This window comes from Virgibacillus kimchii (genome assembly GCF_055379185.1).
The window spans coordinates 3,826,222-3,845,517 of sequence record NZ_AP043951.1; the positions used below are offsets into that span (position 1 = coordinate 3,826,222).

Annotated in this window: 12 protein-coding genes, 2 pseudogenes and 2 riboswitches; of the genes and pseudogenes, 10 read left to right on the forward strand and 4 right to left on the reverse strand. The window is 40.2% G+C overall.

What is annotated here, in order from left to right; genetic code table 11:
* Window positions 1-214: 214 nt before the first annotated feature.
* From ACZ42C_RS18675 to ACZ42C_RS18705, 7 genes and pseudogenes are all read left to right on the forward strand, one after another.
* Entirely contained in the window at window positions 215-1,174 is a 960-nt protein-coding gene (locus tag ACZ42C_RS18675) for an AAA family ATPase (RefSeq protein ID WP_461182414.1), read from the forward strand.
* Window positions 1,174-2,442, forward strand: coding sequence for a DUF58 domain-containing protein (locus tag ACZ42C_RS18680; RefSeq protein WP_461182381.1), 1,269 nt, complete (start codon window positions 1,174-1,176; stop codon window positions 2,440-2,442). Before ACZ42C_RS18675 ends, ACZ42C_RS18680 begins: the two co-directional genes overlap by 1 nt.
* Window positions 2,439-4,643: a DUF4129 domain-containing transglutaminase family protein gene (locus ACZ42C_RS18685; RefSeq protein WP_461182380.1), complete on the forward strand. Its 2,205-nt coding sequence runs from the start codon at window positions 2,439-2,441 to the stop codon at window positions 4,641-4,643. The genes ACZ42C_RS18680 and ACZ42C_RS18685 overlap by 4 nt, the downstream gene beginning before the upstream one ends.
* Before the next feature lie 75 nt (window positions 4,644-4,718).
* The gene (gene guaA, locus ACZ42C_RS18690) at window positions 4,719-6,254 is read left to right on the forward strand and encodes a glutamine-hydrolyzing GMP synthase (protein ID WP_461182379.1); all 1,536 of its coding nucleotides are present in this window, start codon (window positions 4,719-4,721) and stop codon (window positions 6,252-6,254) included.
* Window positions 6,255-6,418: 164 nt separating this feature from the next.
* A pseudogene (locus ACZ42C_RS18695) lies at window positions 6,419-7,345 on the forward strand (tyrosine-type recombinase/integrase).
* Between the two features lie 255 nt (window positions 7,346-7,600).
* Window positions 7,601-7,831, forward strand: a complete 231-nt coding sequence (locus tag ACZ42C_RS18700; protein ID WP_461182378.1) for a helix-turn-helix domain-containing protein — start codon at window positions 7,601-7,603, stop codon at window positions 7,829-7,831.
* A 771-nt stretch (window positions 7,832-8,602) separates the two neighbouring features.
* Window positions 8,603-10,648 carry a hypothetical protein gene (locus ACZ42C_RS18705; protein ID WP_461182377.1) on the forward strand — a complete coding sequence of 682 codons (2,046 nt, stop codon included), beginning with the start codon at window positions 8,603-8,605 and terminating at the stop codon, window positions 10,646-10,648.
* Window positions 10,649-11,238: 590 nt separating this feature from the next.
* Here the strand turns inward: ACZ42C_RS18705 and ACZ42C_RS18710 are convergent.
* Window positions 11,239-11,798: pseudogene (locus ACZ42C_RS18710) on the reverse strand (recombinase family protein).
* 97 nt (window positions 11,799-11,895) lie between these two features.
* Between ACZ42C_RS18710 and ACZ42C_RS18715 the strand changes: the two are divergent.
* Window positions 11,896-12,576 carry an ISL3 family transposase gene (locus ACZ42C_RS18715; protein WP_461182376.1) on the forward strand — a complete coding sequence of 227 codons (681 nt, stop codon included), beginning with the start codon at window positions 11,896-11,898 and terminating at the stop codon, window positions 12,574-12,576.
* A gap of 277 nt (window positions 12,577-12,853) precedes the next feature.
* Window positions 12,854-12,954, forward strand: a riboswitch (purine riboswitch).
* A 205-nt stretch (window positions 12,955-13,159) separates the two neighbouring features.
* Window positions 13,160-14,464 (forward strand): NCS2 family permease, encoded by a 1,305-nt coding sequence (locus ACZ42C_RS18720; protein ID WP_461182375.1) that lies wholly within the window; start codon window positions 13,160-13,162, stop codon window positions 14,462-14,464.
* A 143-nt stretch (window positions 14,465-14,607) separates the two neighbouring features.
* Here ACZ42C_RS18720 and ACZ42C_RS18725 read toward each other — a convergent pair whose 3' ends face one another.
* Window positions 14,608-15,777, reverse strand: a complete 1,170-nt coding sequence (locus ACZ42C_RS18725) for an MFS transporter (RefSeq protein ID WP_461182374.1) — start codon at window positions 15,775-15,777, stop codon at window positions 14,608-14,610.
* 143 nt (window positions 15,778-15,920) lie between these two features.
* Here ACZ42C_RS18725 and ACZ42C_RS18730 point away from each other — a divergent pair, with 143 nt between their 5' ends.
* The gene (locus ACZ42C_RS18730) at window positions 15,921-16,634 is read left to right on the forward strand and encodes a gamma-glutamyl-gamma-aminobutyrate hydrolase family protein (RefSeq protein WP_461182373.1); all 714 of its coding nucleotides are present in this window, start codon (window positions 15,921-15,923) and stop codon (window positions 16,632-16,634) included.
* A gap of 387 nt (window positions 16,635-17,021) precedes the next feature.
* Here ACZ42C_RS18730 and ACZ42C_RS18735 read toward each other — a convergent pair whose 3' ends face one another.
* Both ACZ42C_RS18735 and ACZ42C_RS18740 read right to left on the reverse strand, forming a co-directional pair.
* Window positions 17,022-18,251 (reverse strand): IS4 family transposase, encoded by a 1,230-nt coding sequence (locus ACZ42C_RS18735; protein WP_461183821.1) that lies wholly within the window; start codon window positions 18,249-18,251, stop codon window positions 17,022-17,024.
* Window positions 18,252-18,514: 263 nt separating this feature from the next.
* On the reverse strand, window positions 18,515-18,961 hold the full coding sequence (locus ACZ42C_RS18740) for an OsmC family protein (protein ID WP_461183200.1): 447 nt from the start codon (window positions 18,959-18,961) through the stop codon (window positions 18,515-18,517).
* A 105-nt stretch (window positions 18,962-19,066) separates the two neighbouring features.
* Window positions 19,067-19,171: riboswitch (SAM riboswitch) on the reverse strand.
* Between the last annotated feature and the right edge of the window lie 125 nt (window positions 19,172-19,296).

The following is a 19,296-nucleotide window of genomic DNA, read 5'->3' on the forward strand; positions in this document are numbered from 1 at the left end:
CTTTCTCCAAGTATATTCATCTCCGATTTCGTCTACAATGATTAATGGTTCAGAATTTACGGATACTTTAATTTATGCGCTTTTTTTAGTATCATTATAGTGTATGAATATGTAAATAACTATCGGGTATGAAGGCTATGAAAAAGCTTGACCCGGTTGTTGATAAATGGATAGCGTATTTATAAAGATCCGCGCCGGAGAGGGGCTTCAATTAATGGAAGAAACGATTACGTATAATAGAAAAGTAGAAAAAGTTCTCTCAAACATAAATAAAGTGATGATAGGAAAAGAGGATGCGGCCACATTAAGTCTTGTTGCATTGCTGGCACAGGGGCATGTGCTTTTGGAAGACGTGCCTGGTGTTGGGAAAACAATGCTTGTAAAAACATTGGCAAAGTCATTGGATTGCGATTTTAGAAGAATACAATTTACTCCTGATTTATTACCGTCAGATGTGACGGGAGTATCCATATATAATCCGCAAAAAATGGAATTTGAGTTCCGTGGAGGCCCGATACTTGGCAATGTTATTCTTGCCGATGAAATTAACAGAACATCTCCAAAAACCCAATCCGCCCTCCTGGAAGGAATGGAAGAGAAAAATGTGACGGTTGATGGCAAAACGATCCCGCTTAATCAGCCTTTTTTTGTGATGGCCACACAAAACCCAATTGAATATGAAGGAACCTACCCTTTGCCGGAAGCGCAATTGGACCGATTTATTCTGAAACTGAAAATGGGATACCCTTCTTTTATGGAAGAATTGGAGATGCTGGAAATTACGGCAAAAGATCATCCAATTGAACAAATCGAAGCTGTAATGACAAGGGAAGAGCTGGTCGGCGTCCAGGAAGAAGTGAAGGAAGTATATATCGATAAAAATGTGCAGCATTACATTATTAATCTCGTATCCGGGACGAGGTCCAATCCTTCCATTCACCTCGGTGTCAGTCCAAGAGGATCGATTGCTCTAATGAAGGCCGCGAAAGCGTATGCCTATATTCTCGGGCGGGATTATGTCCTGCCGGATGATGTGAAATTTCTTGCACCATTTGTACTGACGCATCGGGTGATTTTAACAAATGAAGCAAAATACGATGGTCTGACAGCAGAAGAACTCATTCAAACCATTGTTAAAAATACCCATATACCAATTCGAAAGGAATTTAGCTGATGAAGGAAAGGGTAAGGTTTATCGGTAACTTTGTTTTTATCCTTTTTCTTTTCCTCCTTCTCTATTCATTTGCGATGTTCCAGGGAGGGTTTGTGAGCTGGTTTCTGTTTTTCAGCTTCCTTCCGATATTCCTCTATCATATTGGACTAATGCTTTATCCGCTTAAAAAATGGGAGGTTACAAGAAACCTTTCCCGTCAAGTGAATCGTGCAGGGGACAGCGTAACTGTCCAAGTGCAAATAAAGCGAAAAATTCCTTTCCCATTATACTATTGCGTTTTTGAGGAAGTTTTGCCTGATACATTAAAGAAGATTGATAGCAGAAAAGATAAATATCATTTTATGGATGACCCTGGTCAGCTTATAGTTAACAGACAAGTGAAGAGAATCCTGTTTCCTTCTGTCAGGCGCGTGGTGGACTTCACTTATGCGTTCGAACAGGTTCCGAGAGGGGAGCACCATTTGCAGGCAATACGTGTACGGACCGGGGATGTGTTCGGATTTGTGACAAAAGAGCATGTGTTTGAACTGCCGGATCGTCTAACCGCCTATCCAAATGAACGTCCTGTCCGCCTGATGCAGCAGACTATGAACTTTGAACAAGGCTCTGCTGCTTCCCATATGGTTAATTTAAAAAATACAAATGTGGCTTCAGGAATACGTGATTATATGCCGGGAGACAGGGTGTCCTGGATTGACTGGAAACAGACGGCAAGAAAAAATGCCATGATGACAAAGGAGTTTGAACAGGAAAAAAGCACTGATATTATGCTGGTACTTGATGGTTGTGAGTATGAAGGTTTAAATTACCTGGCATTTGAAGCAGCAGTGGAAATGACGATTTCCATAATGGAGGAAATCCGCAAGCAGTCTTCCCAGGTTGGACTGGTTACGATTGGAGAAAGAGCCATTCATTTTCCATTGCGGAATGACCCCGCCCAAATGCATATGGTGAAACAGCATTTGACACATATTCAGCCCGTCGGTAAGCAGCCTTTTTCCATGAAACTGAAAGAAGAAATGATGAAAATGGAAGGTGGCAATATATTTGTTATTTTCACAAATAATCTGAATGCAGATCTACGTGATACCCTAAAAAAAATGAAACAACGATCCAAAAAGGTCATCGTTATATTCATCCAATCCGAACATAAAATCCGTGAACTAAACCGGGAAAAGACAAGAGAACTGAAATTGGATGGCGTGAATATCGCAGCGTTGAGTGAATCAGACCTATTAATGAACCCGATAGAGGTGAAGCTCACATGACGTATTCGGAAACAAATAAAACATTTTTATATACCTCTATTTTATATATTTGCGGTTTCCTGCTGTTTATGGAATGGATCTATCCCGTCAACGAAATTACAGCTACAAGCAGTATAGCAGTATTTGCCATATATGCGGTGTTCTGCTTTATAATTTCCATGTTTCAGTTGAAGTGGTGGTTCTCCTTTTTGCTCAAAGGTTTTGCGTTACTGTTTATTATTAATGGATTGTTCTTTGAAGCGAGGGCATTATCCCAGCTCTGGTTTGAGCAGGGGTTTTTGGAAGTGAGTTATAATGTGTCCGCCATTATGTCGCAAAACTGGCATCAATTAACCCCTATGTTCCGAAGTGCCTTATTTCTTATTTTAATATGGTTAATGAGCTACTTATTGCATTATTGGTTTGTTGTTATGAAAAGGGTATTTCTGTTTGTACTGTTAACCTTTATTTACATTGCTGTATTGGATACATTTACCGTTTACGATGCCGGAGTACCGATGGTTCGTACATTCGTTATTTCATTCATTGCGCTTGGTATAGCCAACTTCATGAGGGAAATTAACAAGGAAGGCATCCGTTTCAAATGGATGAAAAAAACCCCGGTCTGGCTGATTCCACTTATTGTAACAGTAATTTTTTCATCGGTTATCGGCTATGCAGCACCGAAAGCACCTCCGCAATGGCCCGATCCGGTACCGTTTCTTCAAAGTGCGGCGCAGAATGTTGGTGGTTCGGACAGTGGAGAAGGTGCAGTGCAGAAAGTAGGGTATGGAGAGGATGACAGTCAGCTGGGAGGTTCATTCGTGCAGGATTATACCCCGGTATTTCATGCAACAGCAAATGAAGCGCATTACTGGCGGATTGAAACAAAAGATGTTTATACAGGAAAAGGCTGGGAAGCTTCCGATGGACCGGAATATCAACGCTTGCCCGGGGGAGTTGGTGTCAATACTTTTAATGAAGGTTCAGATGCGGTGGAGACGGAACAACTGGAATCCATGGTCGAATTCCAGGACAATGTTTCCATAGAAAAACTGGTATATCCATATGGGCTTAGGCAAGTCTATGCGGCACAAGCTACCTTTCATATGGACTTATTTACAGAAGCAGTGCAAACCCAATTGAATCATGAGGTCGTACAATTGGAGCAATACACGCTATCCTACGACAGACCATCATTTTCCGTTGATAAACTGAGAGAAGTCGAGCGTAATGAAAATGAGGTAGTTGACAGTTTTTTGCAACTGCCGGAAGAACTCCCTGAACGTGTATCGGATCTGGCAGTGGAAATTACGGAAGAACATGATACGAAATACGACAAAGCCAGAGCGGTGGAACAGTACTTTTCTTCCAATGATTTTCAGTATGAAACTACCGGGGTACCTGTCCCCGGAGAAGACGAGGACTATGTGGACCAGTTTCTTTTTGAATCACAGATTGGTTATTGTGATAATTTCTCCACTTCAATGGTAGTGCTGCTTCGTTCGATTGATATTCCCGCCAGATGGGTGAAAGGCTTTACCGGTGGGGAAGTAATTCAGGACGGAGATTCCAATTCTGCCAACGTCTATGAAATTACAAATGCCAATGCCCATTCCTGGGTGGAGGTTTATTTTGAAGGTGTTGGCTGGATACCATTTGAGCCGACACAGGGGTTTGACAACATGACCGACTTCCATACTGATGTTGAAGAGTCAGAAGCAGAGATGGAAGAAGAGGAGAACGAACCTTTGGAGACGCCGGAAGTGGAAGAACCGGAATTGCCTGAAGAAAACCTGGAGGAGGAAGAGTCAGAAGCGGCCATGGCAGGAAACAATACAAATAACTTTACATTTGCATGGTGGCATGCCGCTTTGATTGTTGCCGGAATTTTACTAATAGGATTTTTGATTTATATAACCAGGTTCCGCTGGAAGACGATTTTCCTCACCAGAAAGTTGGGACACAGACAGGATGCAGCAGCCTATCAGGATGCCTACATCCATTTACTGAAGCTGCTGGAACATGCAGGATTAAAAAGGGATCCTGATCAGACGTTGCGGGAATATGCAAAACGGATTGATGCCAGATTTTCCACCAATGAAATGGGACAGCTGACCGCTCATTTCGAAAAAATCATTTATAAAAATGAGCTGAGTGAGGAAAGAACGAGAGAACTCGCTGAAGTTTGGAAAAATTTAATCAATCGGATAAAGGCTTGACCCCTTTATGGAGGATTAGTAGAATTAAAAGATATTAAAAATGACGACGTTAAAATGCAGATAGGAGCTTATAAGATGGAATACAATGAAATGATTCTTGTTTTGGATTTTGGCAGCCAATATAACCAATTGATTACACGGCGTATCAGGGAGTTCGGCGTGTACAGTGAATTGCACTCCCATAAACTTACGGCTGAAGAGATTAAGCAAATGAACCCAAAAGGCATTATTTTATCAGGCGGACCGCATAGTGTGTACGATGAAAACAGCTTCCGTTGTGATGAAGATATTTTTAAGCTGGATATTCCTATTTTGGGAATTTGTTATGGCATGCAGCTCATGGCCTTACATTATGGCGGTAAGGTGGAAAAAGCCAAAAACCGGGAGTACGGAAAGGCGCTGATCGACCGCAAAGGCAAATCCGTCCTGTTGGAAGATACCCCGGACAGCCAAACGGTGTGGATGAGTCATGGAGATAAAGTGATCGAGGCGCCGCAGTCTTTTTCCATTGATGCTACCAGCCCATCGACGCCGATTGCTGCAATGAGCCGTCCGGAGGAGAATCTCTATGCGGTCCAATACCATCCGGAAGTCCGCCATTCCGAATACGGGAATCATTTATTGAAGCAATTTGTCTTTGCGGTTTGCCAATGTGATGGCGATTGGACGATGCAAAACTTCATTGATATGGAAGTAAACAATATACGGGAAAGAGTCGGGGACCGAAAAGTATTTTGCGCTCTGAGCGGTGGGGTGGATTCCTCCGTTGTTGCTGCACTTATTCATAAAGCAATCGGAGACCAATTGACATGTATTTTTGTTGATCACGGCCTGCTGCGGAAAAATGAAGCCGATGATGTCATGAAAGTATTTGCCGATGATTTTCATATGAATATCATCAAAGTGGATGCCAAGGACCGCTTTCTTTCCAAGCTGCAGGGTGTGGACGATCCGGAGAAAAAAAGAAAAATTATTGGAAATGAATTCATCTATGTGTTTGACGATGAAGCGGAAAAATTAAAAGATATGGATTTTCTGGCGCAGGGGACGCTTTACACCGATATTATCGAAAGCGGCACGGAAACGGCCCAAACGATCAAGTCACATCATAATGTGGGCGGCCTGCCGGAAAATATGCAATTTGAATTAATTGAGCCTTTAAATGCATTGTTTAAAGACGAGGTGCGCGAACTCGGAACACAGCTCGGTATTCCAGATCATATTGTATGGCGCCAGCCTTTTCCTGGGCCGGGACTGGCCATTCGTGTATTGGGTGAGGTAACGGAAGAAAAACTGGAAATAGTCCGGGAATCCGATGCCATATTACGGGAAGAAATAGCAGCTGCCGGCCTGGACCGGGATATTTGGCAATACTTTACCGTGCTGCCAAATATAAGAAGTGTCGGTGTTATGGGAGATGCCAGAACCTATGATTATACGATTGGCATTCGTGCGGTAACCTCCGTGGATGGAATGACTTCCGACTGGGCGCGTATTCCGTGGGATGTGCTGGAGAAGATTTCAACTCGAATTGTGAACGATGTAGAGCATATCAATCGGGTGGTTTATGATGTGACGAGCAAGCCGCCTGCGACGATTGAGTGGGAGTGATAGACCATAGGTTCGGTTAGTGAATACACACCGTAGATATTGACGCAAAGCTATTCGTAACCATATCGGTACAAATTAATACGCATTAGCCCGCAACTATAAAATTTGAAATTATGGGCGCCTCTTTTTACTTTCAATCGAGTAAAAGGGGGCGCTTTTTTGCGTTGAAAATAGTTGAAGCAATTAAAGAATTTGAGTTCGAACAGCAAGTAAATGGTTTATCAGAAAAGTATATTTCGTTATGTCAATGGCGTTTAAACGATTGGAAAACGTTCATGATCGACGAGCTTTTTATCGACGATGTAACGAAAGTAACGCCGAGACATATTAAGTTATTTATCCGGTATAGGCAACGACTAGGACGGGAGAAGAATATCACGATCAATAACCGTCTTACGACGTTGAAAGTATTCTTCAAGTTTTTAGTAGAGGAATTAGAAGTCATCGAGAAGCAAGCGAATCCGATGACGGACATTAAGAACTTGAAGGAAAGCCGTACGGTAATAACTACGTTCAATGACGAAGAAGTAAAGCGGATAATTAACTCTACAGGGTCGCAGACGTACAGCAATATTCGGGATAAAACGATTCTTATATTTATGTTTGAAACGGGTTTAAGGGTAAGCGAATTAGTCGGATTAGAGAATGATGATGTATTTCTCGATCGCTTATTTATTCGAGGCAAAGGAAACCATGAGCGATACGTATATATTTAGAAGAAAATGCGCAGGCAGATGAATCGTTATGAAAGAGCCAGGAAAGCTCGATTCGAACATATACCGCCGAGCATGATCGATAATCATTATTTCCTGAATCAAGAGGCAGGAGGCATGACGCGATCCAACGTAAATAAGATATTACGCCGCGCAACCGATAAGGCAGGCGTCAGCGATGAAGTGCGAGGAAGTCCGCACGATTGCAGTCACTACTTCGCGCAGAAGCAGATTAAACAAGGTATTGACGTCTATTCGCTAGGGCATAGCAGTATAGATATAACCACACAGTACCTGCGAGGCTTGGAAATGGACGACATTATCGACATTGGAAGAAGGACAAGCCCATTAAATGATATACCAATTAAGCTGCACTAAAAAGACAAAAAAAGAGTTGCATGTAACCGGACATTATACGATATACACACAACCACGGCATGGACGGTATATCGAAAAAATGGATATATTGCAAGGCTTGTTTAACTACGCCTTGCGTAAGAACATATGTACAGTTTTGTGCTTCTCTTATTCGGGAGGCAATCGAAATTGACAAACGCAGGAATTAAAACGGAATACGAAACGATTGACTTGTAGAAATTGCAGAAGTACCAAACTTTTGAAAAGGTTGAAGAAATGGACGCTAAAATTTATGAATATATCGACGTATTACGGCAAGACGAGCAGCCAGAATCAGTTGTAGAGGTATTGCTCTATTTAGGACGTTCTAGTTTGCGAATCAAAGGCGTTAGCTTCGCGAAGAACCAAACGATTGCAGATGGGATAGGTATGTCAGTCAGTACCGTTAAAAGGGTATTGAAGGCATTAAGAGAGTACGGCATGATCGAGTCTATTACCAACTACTAGGAAATGGCTAGCACGCAGGAAGAGCCGTCTTAAATCCGTTAATATAACAGTTATTTTAGCGACTATGAATCCCACTTTGAGCCGACAGATTGAACCTGCAAAGGAAGTCGAAAAAGCTACGCCGGACAAGGTGAATTACGTCGAAAAAGAATCCGAACCATTATACAATAATCACTCTAATTACATATTAGCTAAGGCAGAAAAACACCCGAGAGCATTACGTCAAGCCATTCTGAAAGTCATCTATGACGCACTAGCACCCTTCTATGACGTTGATGGACTTTACAAAACATATGGCAATCTTTTACGAACAAAGGCAGCCATTGATAGTACAATAACTGTTGAGGAATATGGAGACGACTATGTTGACGTCTTTCTAAATGTTCTTAGACTACATAAACATGGCAAGGTGCGAAAGTCATTTGAAGGTCTATTATACACGAGTTGGGAACGGTTAACAGCGGAGGTTAGCCGAAAAGTGAACGTAAACAGGAGCCATAGTAGTATAGGAATATTTGAGGAGTGTTTAACATGTTTTTAATAAGCTTTATGAGTTAAAAAAATGCGATAGTTACTGATATATATATTGATAAAAGGACACTTTTTCGAAAAACGCTTTTATTAGTGTAAAAACACTTTTAAGATTGGTTTTAATCATATATAAAATTGATTTAGATTTTATAAAGAAGCTATTGACATTATCGTATAATTTATTACTATATAGATAGTATGTTCGTTAAACTTAAAAAAATAGAAACGGATGAAAATTATATGTATAATATCGATGATATAACCTACCCAAAATCAAAGGGCTGGGAATCGAAAGTTTTGGGAATGCCTAATATTCCGCGTGGTGAAAGTTACCCTATTTCACTAAATACGATTCTAAAGGCCTTAAAAGAACAGAAGCCATATAAAACAATCATAGAAATAGATGGAAGTGAACGAAAGAATAGCCTAGACCAACTGTGCGTAATATTGCGTCCAACCAGTATTGTTTTTGGTAACTCGAAAAAGGGATGGGCAATATCCAACGAGGCTTTAAAATGGTTAGATACAGGGGATGATTTATATTTAGCTGCTATTCTCAATGCTAATATTAAATTTTTCTCGGAGATTCTATACATTCTTTCGCAAGGAAAATGTCAGGTACAGAAATTATTGAGTGTAGCTGTAAATGAGTACGAATTACCTTGGAAAACTAAACAAGAAGTCTTAGCAAGACTTAATTGGTTAAAGGATTTAAAATTAATAGAATATGAGGGTTATAGTTACAATTATTTTATTACAGAATTAGGGATAAATTTTTTAAATGAAGTTGGATACATTGATTATAAGAGTATAACTAAAGAATCGGATCAAACCTTGAATGAATCAGAGATTCAGATTTCAGCTTGGGCTCTGGAATTATGTAAAATAAATGAGAACGAAGAAAGAAAAGATGGAATTGGTTATTTTCCCGGTAGTGTTAGTGCAATGCATGAAACGCTTATGGAGTATTTGAAACTAATGAATGAACCAACCAATATTCAACACCTCTACGAATATTCAAGTGAAAAATACGGCATAAAACAAAGTTCTGTTAGAGGTTTCCTCACGCCATTGAAACATCTTGGTTTCGTTGAACAAATATCAAAAACTGACTATCAAATTACTGATGCAGCAAAAAGATTATCAAACGAACAATTGGAAATAGATATTGCCTGCTGCATCCATAATAAATATAATTATGTGTTTGAGATTTTGGCCGAGATTGGTGATGAAAAATTAAAAGTAAAAGAAATACACGATATTGGAAGGAGTTTATATAATTTTAAACTTAAAAGTACTGGCGAAATACACAAAAGGATACATATATTAAAAAATGCCAAGTTAATACAAGAAACAGGCCCAGATTCATACGGGTTAACCCATCGAGGTAGAAACTTTTACGAGATGATAAAAGATTATCTTCCAATCAATAAAAAACAAGATGACCAAGCTGAAGTCTTAACGTTAGAAAATGGAAATTCAGGATCTTTAAATGAAATCGTATACGAAATAAAAGATGCGTCTCAAGATTCGACGAATCCTGATCGCTTTGAAGAAGCTTTAAAAGAAGGATTTAGCTTGTTAGGATTTAAAGCTAATTGGATTAGCGGAGCTGGAAAAACTGATGTACTGCTTCACGCACCTACTGTGCCAAAGTTCAGCTATTCTGTATCAATAGATGCAAAGTCAACGTATTACAACGAAGTCCCGGAGTCTTCAGTTGACTTTATCACAATAAATGAACATAAAAGAAAACATAAAGCAGACTTTGCTGCGGTAGTTGGTATAAACTTCGGCGAAAAATCGCGATTAATTAAAAGAGCGGAAGAACATAATGTACTTTTAATCGATATAAATTCGTTAACTGAAATGATTAACTTGCATACTAATGTGCCATTAAATGCGGATTCTTACAAAAAAATATTTAGTCAAACCGGGCTGGTGAATATACAAGTACTTGAAGAGGACCGTAAAAAGATTGAAAGAGAGGGTCTACTGATGCAATCAATTATTGATTGTCTGTCAGAACAAAGCACCGATTCAAATACAGAAGGAATGATAAGTGCGCGGGAAATTTATTTTATTTTGAAAAGTGATGTGCGATTTGACAATTCGCCAGATATTAGCGAGATACAATCAATGTTGGAACTGCTTGCTTCTCCATTAATTAATTGTGTAGGTAAAGAAAAAGAATTATATTATGCTTTGGGATCATCAAGTGATGCGGCACTAAAGTTCCAATTTTATTTAAAGGCATGTGCTGATAATAACCCCCTAAACCAGTAACTAAGTGTAATAACATGAATGTGAAGACTGCAAATTCCCATCGGATTTCCTTAAGATCTAACAAATTCATACATATAAAAAATAACACAATTTATACGTGACTTTACAGGATGTAATTAAAATTGAAAACATTGGTTACGTAGATGTGCGAATAATTATCGAACAACCAGCAGTTCACACACTCTCTGTTGGCGAAAATTGATACATACATAGCTTGCTACAAATTGATATTATTGCTATCTTGTGTAATTGCTAGGCTTGTTCGAAAAAAGAGTAAAACAAAGCTACTCAATGGAAAAGCTTGTAATTGCAATATTTTTACTTGGTTTAATTTACGCGATATTACACACCGGGAAAACACCGGATCACGGGTTTATCATAAACACGTTCGCCAAAACTCAAGGGGGCAAAGATCAGCGCACAAAAAAGAGAGCTGATCAGCCCTCTATCATTTACTTTATTCGTTGTAAATTCTGCTTAGTGTCATCGTCCTCTACTGAGCTTTTTATTAACTAGAAAAACTCTTTAGGATACTCGTTGTCATCCACATCGACAAACATACCAAATGCCGTCAATAACGCTACTATGTTTCAAGCTCCTTCTCGTTTTCTCTTGGCACGGATTAGCGTACTCTTGAATACCAGTCAATTCCTCGACTTGTTTGTACGACATTGCTTCCTTTAGTTTAAGAGCATGTTCAATCTGTTTCTTACTGTATTTTTTAGGACGTCCTTCTCGAAAGTCCGGTTTCTGTTTTACGATCGCCTTGCCTTCCTGGGTACGTTCTACGATCATGTCACGTTCAAACTCGGCAAATGCACTCATTACGCTAAATATAAGCCTTCCTGTTGGTGTATCTTCTACTAATCCCATATTGAGTATCTGAACCTTTACGCCACGTTTAAACAGTTCTCTAACCGTATTAATTCCTACGAGCAAAGCGGTCAAGTTTCGTCACTACAAGAGTATCGTCTTCTTTTATTACGTCTAGTAACTTAGTAAACTCTGGGCGATCCTTTTTTGTTCCGGTGAAACTATCTTTATATATAACCTCGCAGCCTTCAGCCTCTAATTTTGCGACTTGATCCTCTAAAGAATTACCGTTTACAGCCTGTCCGTTAGTTGATACCCTTGCATAACCGTATTTCATTATGTATTTTCCCCTTTACCTACGATATTTGTCGTTTACTTATGACGCTAAGTTATGAAACCTTTTGATGCCTTGATATTACTACCTCAGGAAAATAGTGGCAAATCTTTTAATTTTTGCCACAGTCGGTAAAGATGCTGACGTACTGCAGGAATTCTGCTTATTCCTTGATAGTAAAGGTGTTGAACCTACCCAAATCAAGGAGGTCTGTTGCGATATGTCTCCATCTTTTATTTCAGGCATTGAAACAAACTTTCCAAATGCTTCCATTACCTTTGATAAATTCCATGTAATGAAAATGGTGAATGAAGCATTGGATTTAGTACACAGACAAGAACAGGCAACACAGCCGGAATTAAAAAAGTCACGCTACTTATGGCTGAAAAACCAGGAGAATCTGACTAAAAAACAGGCATCTACATTTGCGAAACTAAAGGACCTGGACTTAGCTACCGGGCGTGCGTACCGCATGAAAATATCACTAAAAAAAATGTGGAACCGTTCCATTATCATTTCGGAAATGTACTTTGACGAATGGTGCGATTGGGCTGTTCGTTCCAGGTTAGAACCAATGATAAAAGTAGCTAAATCGCTTAAAAAGCATAAATCCGGTATTTTAAGGTGGTTCAAAACCAAAATGACAAACGGTCTGCTTGAAGGGATAAACAGCTTTGTTCAAGCAGCTAAGCGGAAAGCCCGTGGGTATCGAACACCTGAGAATTTCATTGCCATGGCCTATGCGACAGTTAATAAGCTGGATTTGGTACCAGAGCCATGACTGTAGTTGTTCCTTTGTTTGCCTTGGCGACCACTACCTTGGATAGTTTATAGGTTGTCAAGCGCACTCCTTGACTACCTATAAATTATCCAAGACAATGCAGGGCGGCAAACAAGGAATGGCAGACTACTATTCAAGTCTAGTAATGTGACTTTTCAACATTAAATAGCGAAGAGCCAAAAATATTTTAAAAAAAGAGAATAAACACGAACGATTATTAATTAATGTGTTTAAAGGTTCGTGTTCTGTTGACATATAGTAGAAAAATAGTATAATAATAATGAGTTTCATTGTTTTGCGTATAATTTCGGGGATATGGCCCAAAGTTTCTACCGGACCGCCGTAAATGGTCTGACTACGCAGGATACAGTAATAACGGATTATGGTTATTTTATCAGGTAAGAGATTTTGAGATTCTCGAGCTTGCATAATGGAAAACCTGGCACCGTAACATGCCGGATTTTTCATATATACCTGTTTTCTTCTTCCGATTACTTATTTCTGTAGTAGTAATGTAGCACTTTTGGCATTGAGCTGAAAGTGTTTTTTATTTTTATTTGATAAAAATCGAGGGGGAAGGAAATTGAAAAAGTATTTTCAGTTTGAGGAATTGGGGACCAATTATAAATCAGAATTCATGGGCGGGATGACTACATTTTTGGCCATGGCCTATATTCTCTTTGTCAATCCCTCCATGCTCAGTGAGGCTGGTATGGATGAAGGGGCCGTCTTTGCTGCAACTGCGATTTCTGCAGCTGTAGGTACCCTGATTATGGGTGTGCTGGCAAAATACCCGATCGGTCTTGCGCCGGGTATGGGGTTAAATGCGTTTTTTGCCTATACAGTAGTTATCGGTTATGGCATTCCGTGGGAAACTGCGCTTGCCGGGGTACTTGTTTCTGGTATTATTTTTATATTTTTTACGTTGTCCGGTCTCAGGGAAAAAATCATCAATCTCATCCCTGCAAATTTAAAACTCGCGGTTGGTGCAGGTATTGGTCTGTTTATTGCGTTTATTGGTTTTCAAAATGCCCAGATTATTGTTGCTGATGAAGCAACACTGCTTGCCCTGGGAGATTTAAATTCACCATATGTGCTGCTGGCCATATTCGGCCTGGTAGTTTCCGTGATCCTGATGACAATGGGGATTAAAGGCGGCATCTTCTACGGTATGATTATTACCGCCATCGCCGGGATGCTATTTGGTCTGATTCAGGCTCCGCAGGGTGTCGGTGATATTGTGGGTGGTGTTCCGAGTCTTGCGCCAACTTTTGGTCAGGCATTCCTTCATTTGGGCGACATCTTCACGATGCAGATGCTGGTCGTTATTTTAACATTCCTGTTTGTTGACTTTTTTGATACAGCAGGCACCCTTGTCGGTGTTGCCCGTCAGGCGGGACTATTAAAGGACAATAAAATGCCGCGTGCCGGTAAAGCACTATTTGCCGACTCTGCAGCAACAGTAGTCGGTGCCACTGTTGGAACCTCGACGACAACTGCTTTTGTCGAATCATCCTCCGGTGTCGGTGCCGGTGCACGTTCAGGGTTTGCATCAGTTGTTACTGCAGGATTCTTCCTATTGGCCATATTTTTCTCGCCATTACTAAGTGTAGTAACATCCGAGGTGACTGCTCCAGCCCTGATTATTGTTGGTGTTTTGATGGCTTCAGCACTGAAGGATATTGAGTGGGATCGATTTGAAATTGCTGTTCCTGCCTTTTTAACCGTTGCGACCATGCCTTTAACATACAGTATTGCAACGGGGATCGCGATTGGGTTTGTTTTCTATCCGATTACGATGATTATAAAAGGCAGAGGGAAAGAAGTACATCCGGTAATCTATGGATTATTTGTCATATTTGTATTGTATTTTATGTTTTTGAGTTAGAGTAGAAGCAGGTAATACTTTGAGACCCTGGCATTCATCCAATTATTTTTATAAGGGATAAATGTCAGGGTTTCATATGTTATAAAAAGTGTCCTTTGACGCCTTTTCAGCAACGACTGTGATTTTTCCAGAATCGCTGCGCACTAGCCGTTCGCGGAATCAAAGTCCTTCCTGTATGAAAACACATGAAATATGATTAACAAAACTGTACCTATTGCTGCCATCATACCCATGCTGTAGTAAAGTGCACTTCCGCTGAATGTATCGATGATCCTCCCGCCTGCCAAAGAGCCGACAATCCCGGAAACACCAAAGAATGTAGCAAAGAATACAAGATGTCCGGTGGATTGTAATAGCCTTGGTATGAGCCTTGTAATGTAGGAGAACGAAGCCAGATAAAATACACCAAATGTGAGGCCGTGCAGGAATTGCAGTGCAACAATATACATTGGGTCATCCGCCCAGCCATAAATAAACCAGCGGAGACTGTAAATCGCACCAGCGAAAATAATGAAAATCAGCGGTTTAAACCGCTTGAACCAAAACCCCGCAAAGGCAAAAACGAGTGCCTCGGCAATCACCCCAACAAACCATGCCAGCCCGACTAATCCTTCTGATCCGCCGAGTCTCGTAATATAAAGTCCCATATAACTATCATTTGCCCGGTGTGTAATGGACAGGAACATGATCAGCAGCAGAAAAAAGATAAAGGGCTTGTTTTTAACAATTTTACCAATATCCTTAAATTGAACTGGTTCTGCATCAACTTTTACATCCTTTAACCGAAAGACAACCAACAGTGCCAATGTACCGAAAAATAAGTAAGGCCAGATCATATATTCAATTCCCACTCGCGCAAGGATTTCACCTACGATAAGAGAAGAGGTCGCAAAACCGACAGATCCCCACATACGTATCGTGCCAAAAGAAATCTGCAGTTCATCCGCCCGCCGCTGTGCAAGACTATCTCCCAATGCACCGATCGGTGTGGTGAAAAAGTAAAAAACAGCACCCATCAGCATAATGGACAGCAGTGTGTTCATTTGAAAGAAAAGTGTGCTGAAAATGAGCAGTCCAATGACACAAACGAGCAAAATCCATTTAACTGTTTTATATTTATCACTTAAATATCCGAAAAAAGGCTGGGCAAAAATAGAGGCGAGCGGTCCTATCGCCAGAACCCAGCCAATTTCCGTTTCACTCAGTCCCCGGAAATCCAGATATATGGGGAGAAAGCTTAGAATAATAGTATTTGTTGCATGAAAGCTGAATAACAGCATTTTTAACGGTATTAATGATTCTTTCTTTATCAATATAAGTGCTCCTCTAATATTTTTGTCTCCTACTTACTATAGCATTTTTTGTCTAAGCATAGTAAGAAAATCAGCTATGGACAGATGATGCTGGGACGTATAAACTAATGATTAAATATACTGTTTTGCAGGGGGAGATTATAATGAAACCAGTAATTGGATTGACTGCGTCCATGGAAATGGATCAGTCCGTGTATTCCGTGACAAATAGAAATGTGAAAGCAATCCTGAGAGCCGGTGGCATGCCGGTCCTATTGCCTTATTTCCTGGAAGAGGAAGATGTGGAGCAGATTGCAGGACAGATTGATGGCCTCTACGCCACAGGTGGGTATGATATAGATCCTACACTGTTTGGGGAGGAACCACATCCGGACCTCGGCACCATTATTCCTGCCAGGGACCACTCGGAAATTAAATTAATGAAAAAGCTAATGGGAATGAAAAAGCCCATTCTTGGTGTGTGCCGGGGAAGCCAAACATTAAACATAGCAGCAGGCGGGGATATGTATCAGGATATCTATGCGCAAATGGATCAAGAGCTCCTGCAGCACAGGCAAAAGGCTCCAATGGAGCATATGTCTCATTATGTGTATGTGGAAAAAGATTCATTGCTTTATCAGATTACCGGAGAAGAAAAATTCAAGGTTAACAGCTATCATCACCAGGCAAACCGTAATGTGCCCAAAGGATTTCAAATTAGCGGGACATCCAGTGATGGAGTGGTGGAAGCGGTGGAAAGCCGGGAGCTGCCTTTTGTACTTGGCCTGCAATGGCACCCGGAAGCAACCGCAACCATAAACGACCAACCCTCCCTGAAAATATACAAAGCATTCATAAACGCAACTGAGGGGGTCTGACCCCTCAATTCTGAATTTTTGCAATTGAGGGGTCAGACCCTCTAACAGGCGAAAAGCCTCTTCAGTGGGGAGGGGGGGAGGTATGTCTAAATATTGATTTTAATGGGGAAAAGTCCTATAATAAAGATCAGAAATGGAATTTCCATGGGGGAGACGCCTGAGACCCGCGACTTCATTCTTCTTGGGCAATCAAAAATTTTGCTGGTTAGAAATTACATATAGGTACACTAGCGTTGCATTAAAAAGTAAAAACAATGTCAATCAATAAATCTGGTAGCTTCAGTTATTTAGTTCAATTTTCTGATAAATACCTAGTTTTATTCGAGAAAAAAAGTTAATATGCTTTAAAGGTAGCCCTTCATCCATTTTTAGAATTTTATATATTTATTAGTTAACTGGATCGTAGCTTAGATCATCTAAGTGCAAAACCTCCTCTGATTCGTATTGTGCCAAGGTTTCATTAAAAACCTTTTCGTGGTCCAGCCTTCGTCGTCCATTGGATGATCGTTCTGGTTTCCTGAATAATTCGGAAATAAAAAATGTCATGGATTGTGACCAGAAATCACGGGTCCAACGCAACATTTCGACTAAAGTTCCTTCATAGCCCAACTTGTTTTTCATTAACAGGGTTAGGCAGAAAGTAATCATAGCTATTAGTATTTGATTGTATACAGCGTTTTCACTCTTTCCATACAGTTTTTTGATAACCAGATGTTGCTTTATCCATTTGAAAAACAATTCAATTTGCCAGCGATGCCGGTAAATATCACTGATTTCCTGTGCACCGACGGTTGCATCGTTACACACAATTCGGATCTGGTTCCCTTCGCTGTCTACAGTTTCTATTAACTGCAGCGGATTCTTCATGTTTCCAATCTTCACGATCGCATGCCTGGAGATTGAAGAATCCTCATCTACCGGCAATTCCTCGATGACATTTACAACAGTATTCGATTTAATTCTTGTGGCAAACCGGATACCTTTTTCACAATAATAATCAAACTTAGCAAAGTTGAAATAACCTCGATCGAAGACATGAAGGACCCCTTTATCCGGCACAATTAATGAATCCAACTGAGTTTCATCAGCAGGTCTTGCAGGGGTAAGTATCATATCATTTGGATAAGAGATATCATCACAAAAGACGATGGAAGTATGCATCTTCACTCCCGCTTTTGTCTCCCGAAAATCTGCCCATTCATATTGGCTGAGACACATGGAAATGGTCGATGAATCAATCAGATGAAGCTTTCCAAGTGATTTGTCTGTCATTGTTGGGCCAAGTATTTGGTGCAGCTTTTGAATTAAATGATGCAGGATCGCCTGAAAAATCTCGGGTGGAATATCTCCATTTTTTCGAGAGAGTTGTGATTTACTAATGCTCTCTATACCAACAAGTCTTTGCACCGTTTTCTTTCGTTTAATCGTATCACTTATCCGCTTCAGACTATCTAAGTTTTTTAACTGGGCATAGATAAAAGCATTCGTAAACGTAAGTACATCAAGCTTTTTGACGTATTTGTCAACTTCGGCATGATCAATCATTTTTTGTATTACCTTTGAATCTAATGGATGAATGTATTCCTTGAATACAGTTTTTATGGTATTATTGTCCATGGTTTCTCCTTATAGTTAGGGATTTGGACAGGACTACCATACCCTAATTATAAGGTTTTTTTAATGGATTTTAAAGTGAAAAGATCTAATATTACCAACTTTCAAATAAAATATTTTACTTGATTTTTTAATATTATTTTCCTGCAACGCTAGTGATATAGGTAGAAAAAAGCACAACAAGCAGCTAATACCCGCTAGTTGTGCTTTTTTGACGCAAAATTTCCGATTGTCCCCTTTAAGAACCGTCCCCGTGTTTCGCCCGTCTAAGCTTTTTGATTAATTTTATAGGAAGATGAGAAATTCACTGCGTTTTCTATTGTGTCTCCCACAGGGCAATGCTTTTCAAGAAATTGTATGAACTCTACTACTCTGTCTTCTGGTGCATCCGTATCGATGTTGTATGTTGAACGAATATCTGAAAAACCGGGACGGACGTCAGTTTTGTTCAAGAATCCGTTTGTATCAAGATCCCCTTCCAGTTCGACTCTGAAATCCTTCAAGTCAATCCCGAAGTCATCAGCATACGTACGGGCAACAATCGATTGGCAAGCTCCCAGTGCTGATAATAATAATTCTACCGGATTCATTGCAGTGTCATCCCCGCCTAATGCTTGCGGTTCGTCAACGAGTACACGATGCTGCCGTGCTGTCGTTTCCACCAGTACTTTTTCCTGCAGATGTGCGTTAGCTTTGAATACTTCTTTTGCCATAATAATTTCTCTCCCATTTGATATTTTTCATGTAATGACAACTCGAGAAAAAATAAAGCCTCTTCTCAAAAAAATGAGAAGAGGCAGATATACAGATACCGTCCTTTCTCATCTTTAGCATAAATATGCTTCTGAAATTGGCACCTTGCTTAAGGATAAGCGGTTGCCGAGAGTTCAACGGGTCAGTCCCTCCCTCTCTCTGGATGAGTTGTCACTAATATGAATTTAGATTAATATATCATATACTGAATGAATCGTCAAAGTTATTTTTTCTTTTTTTTAATAAGCTAAATCGTTTCTTATGATTATCCGCGGTTTTGGGAGTCATACCCTAA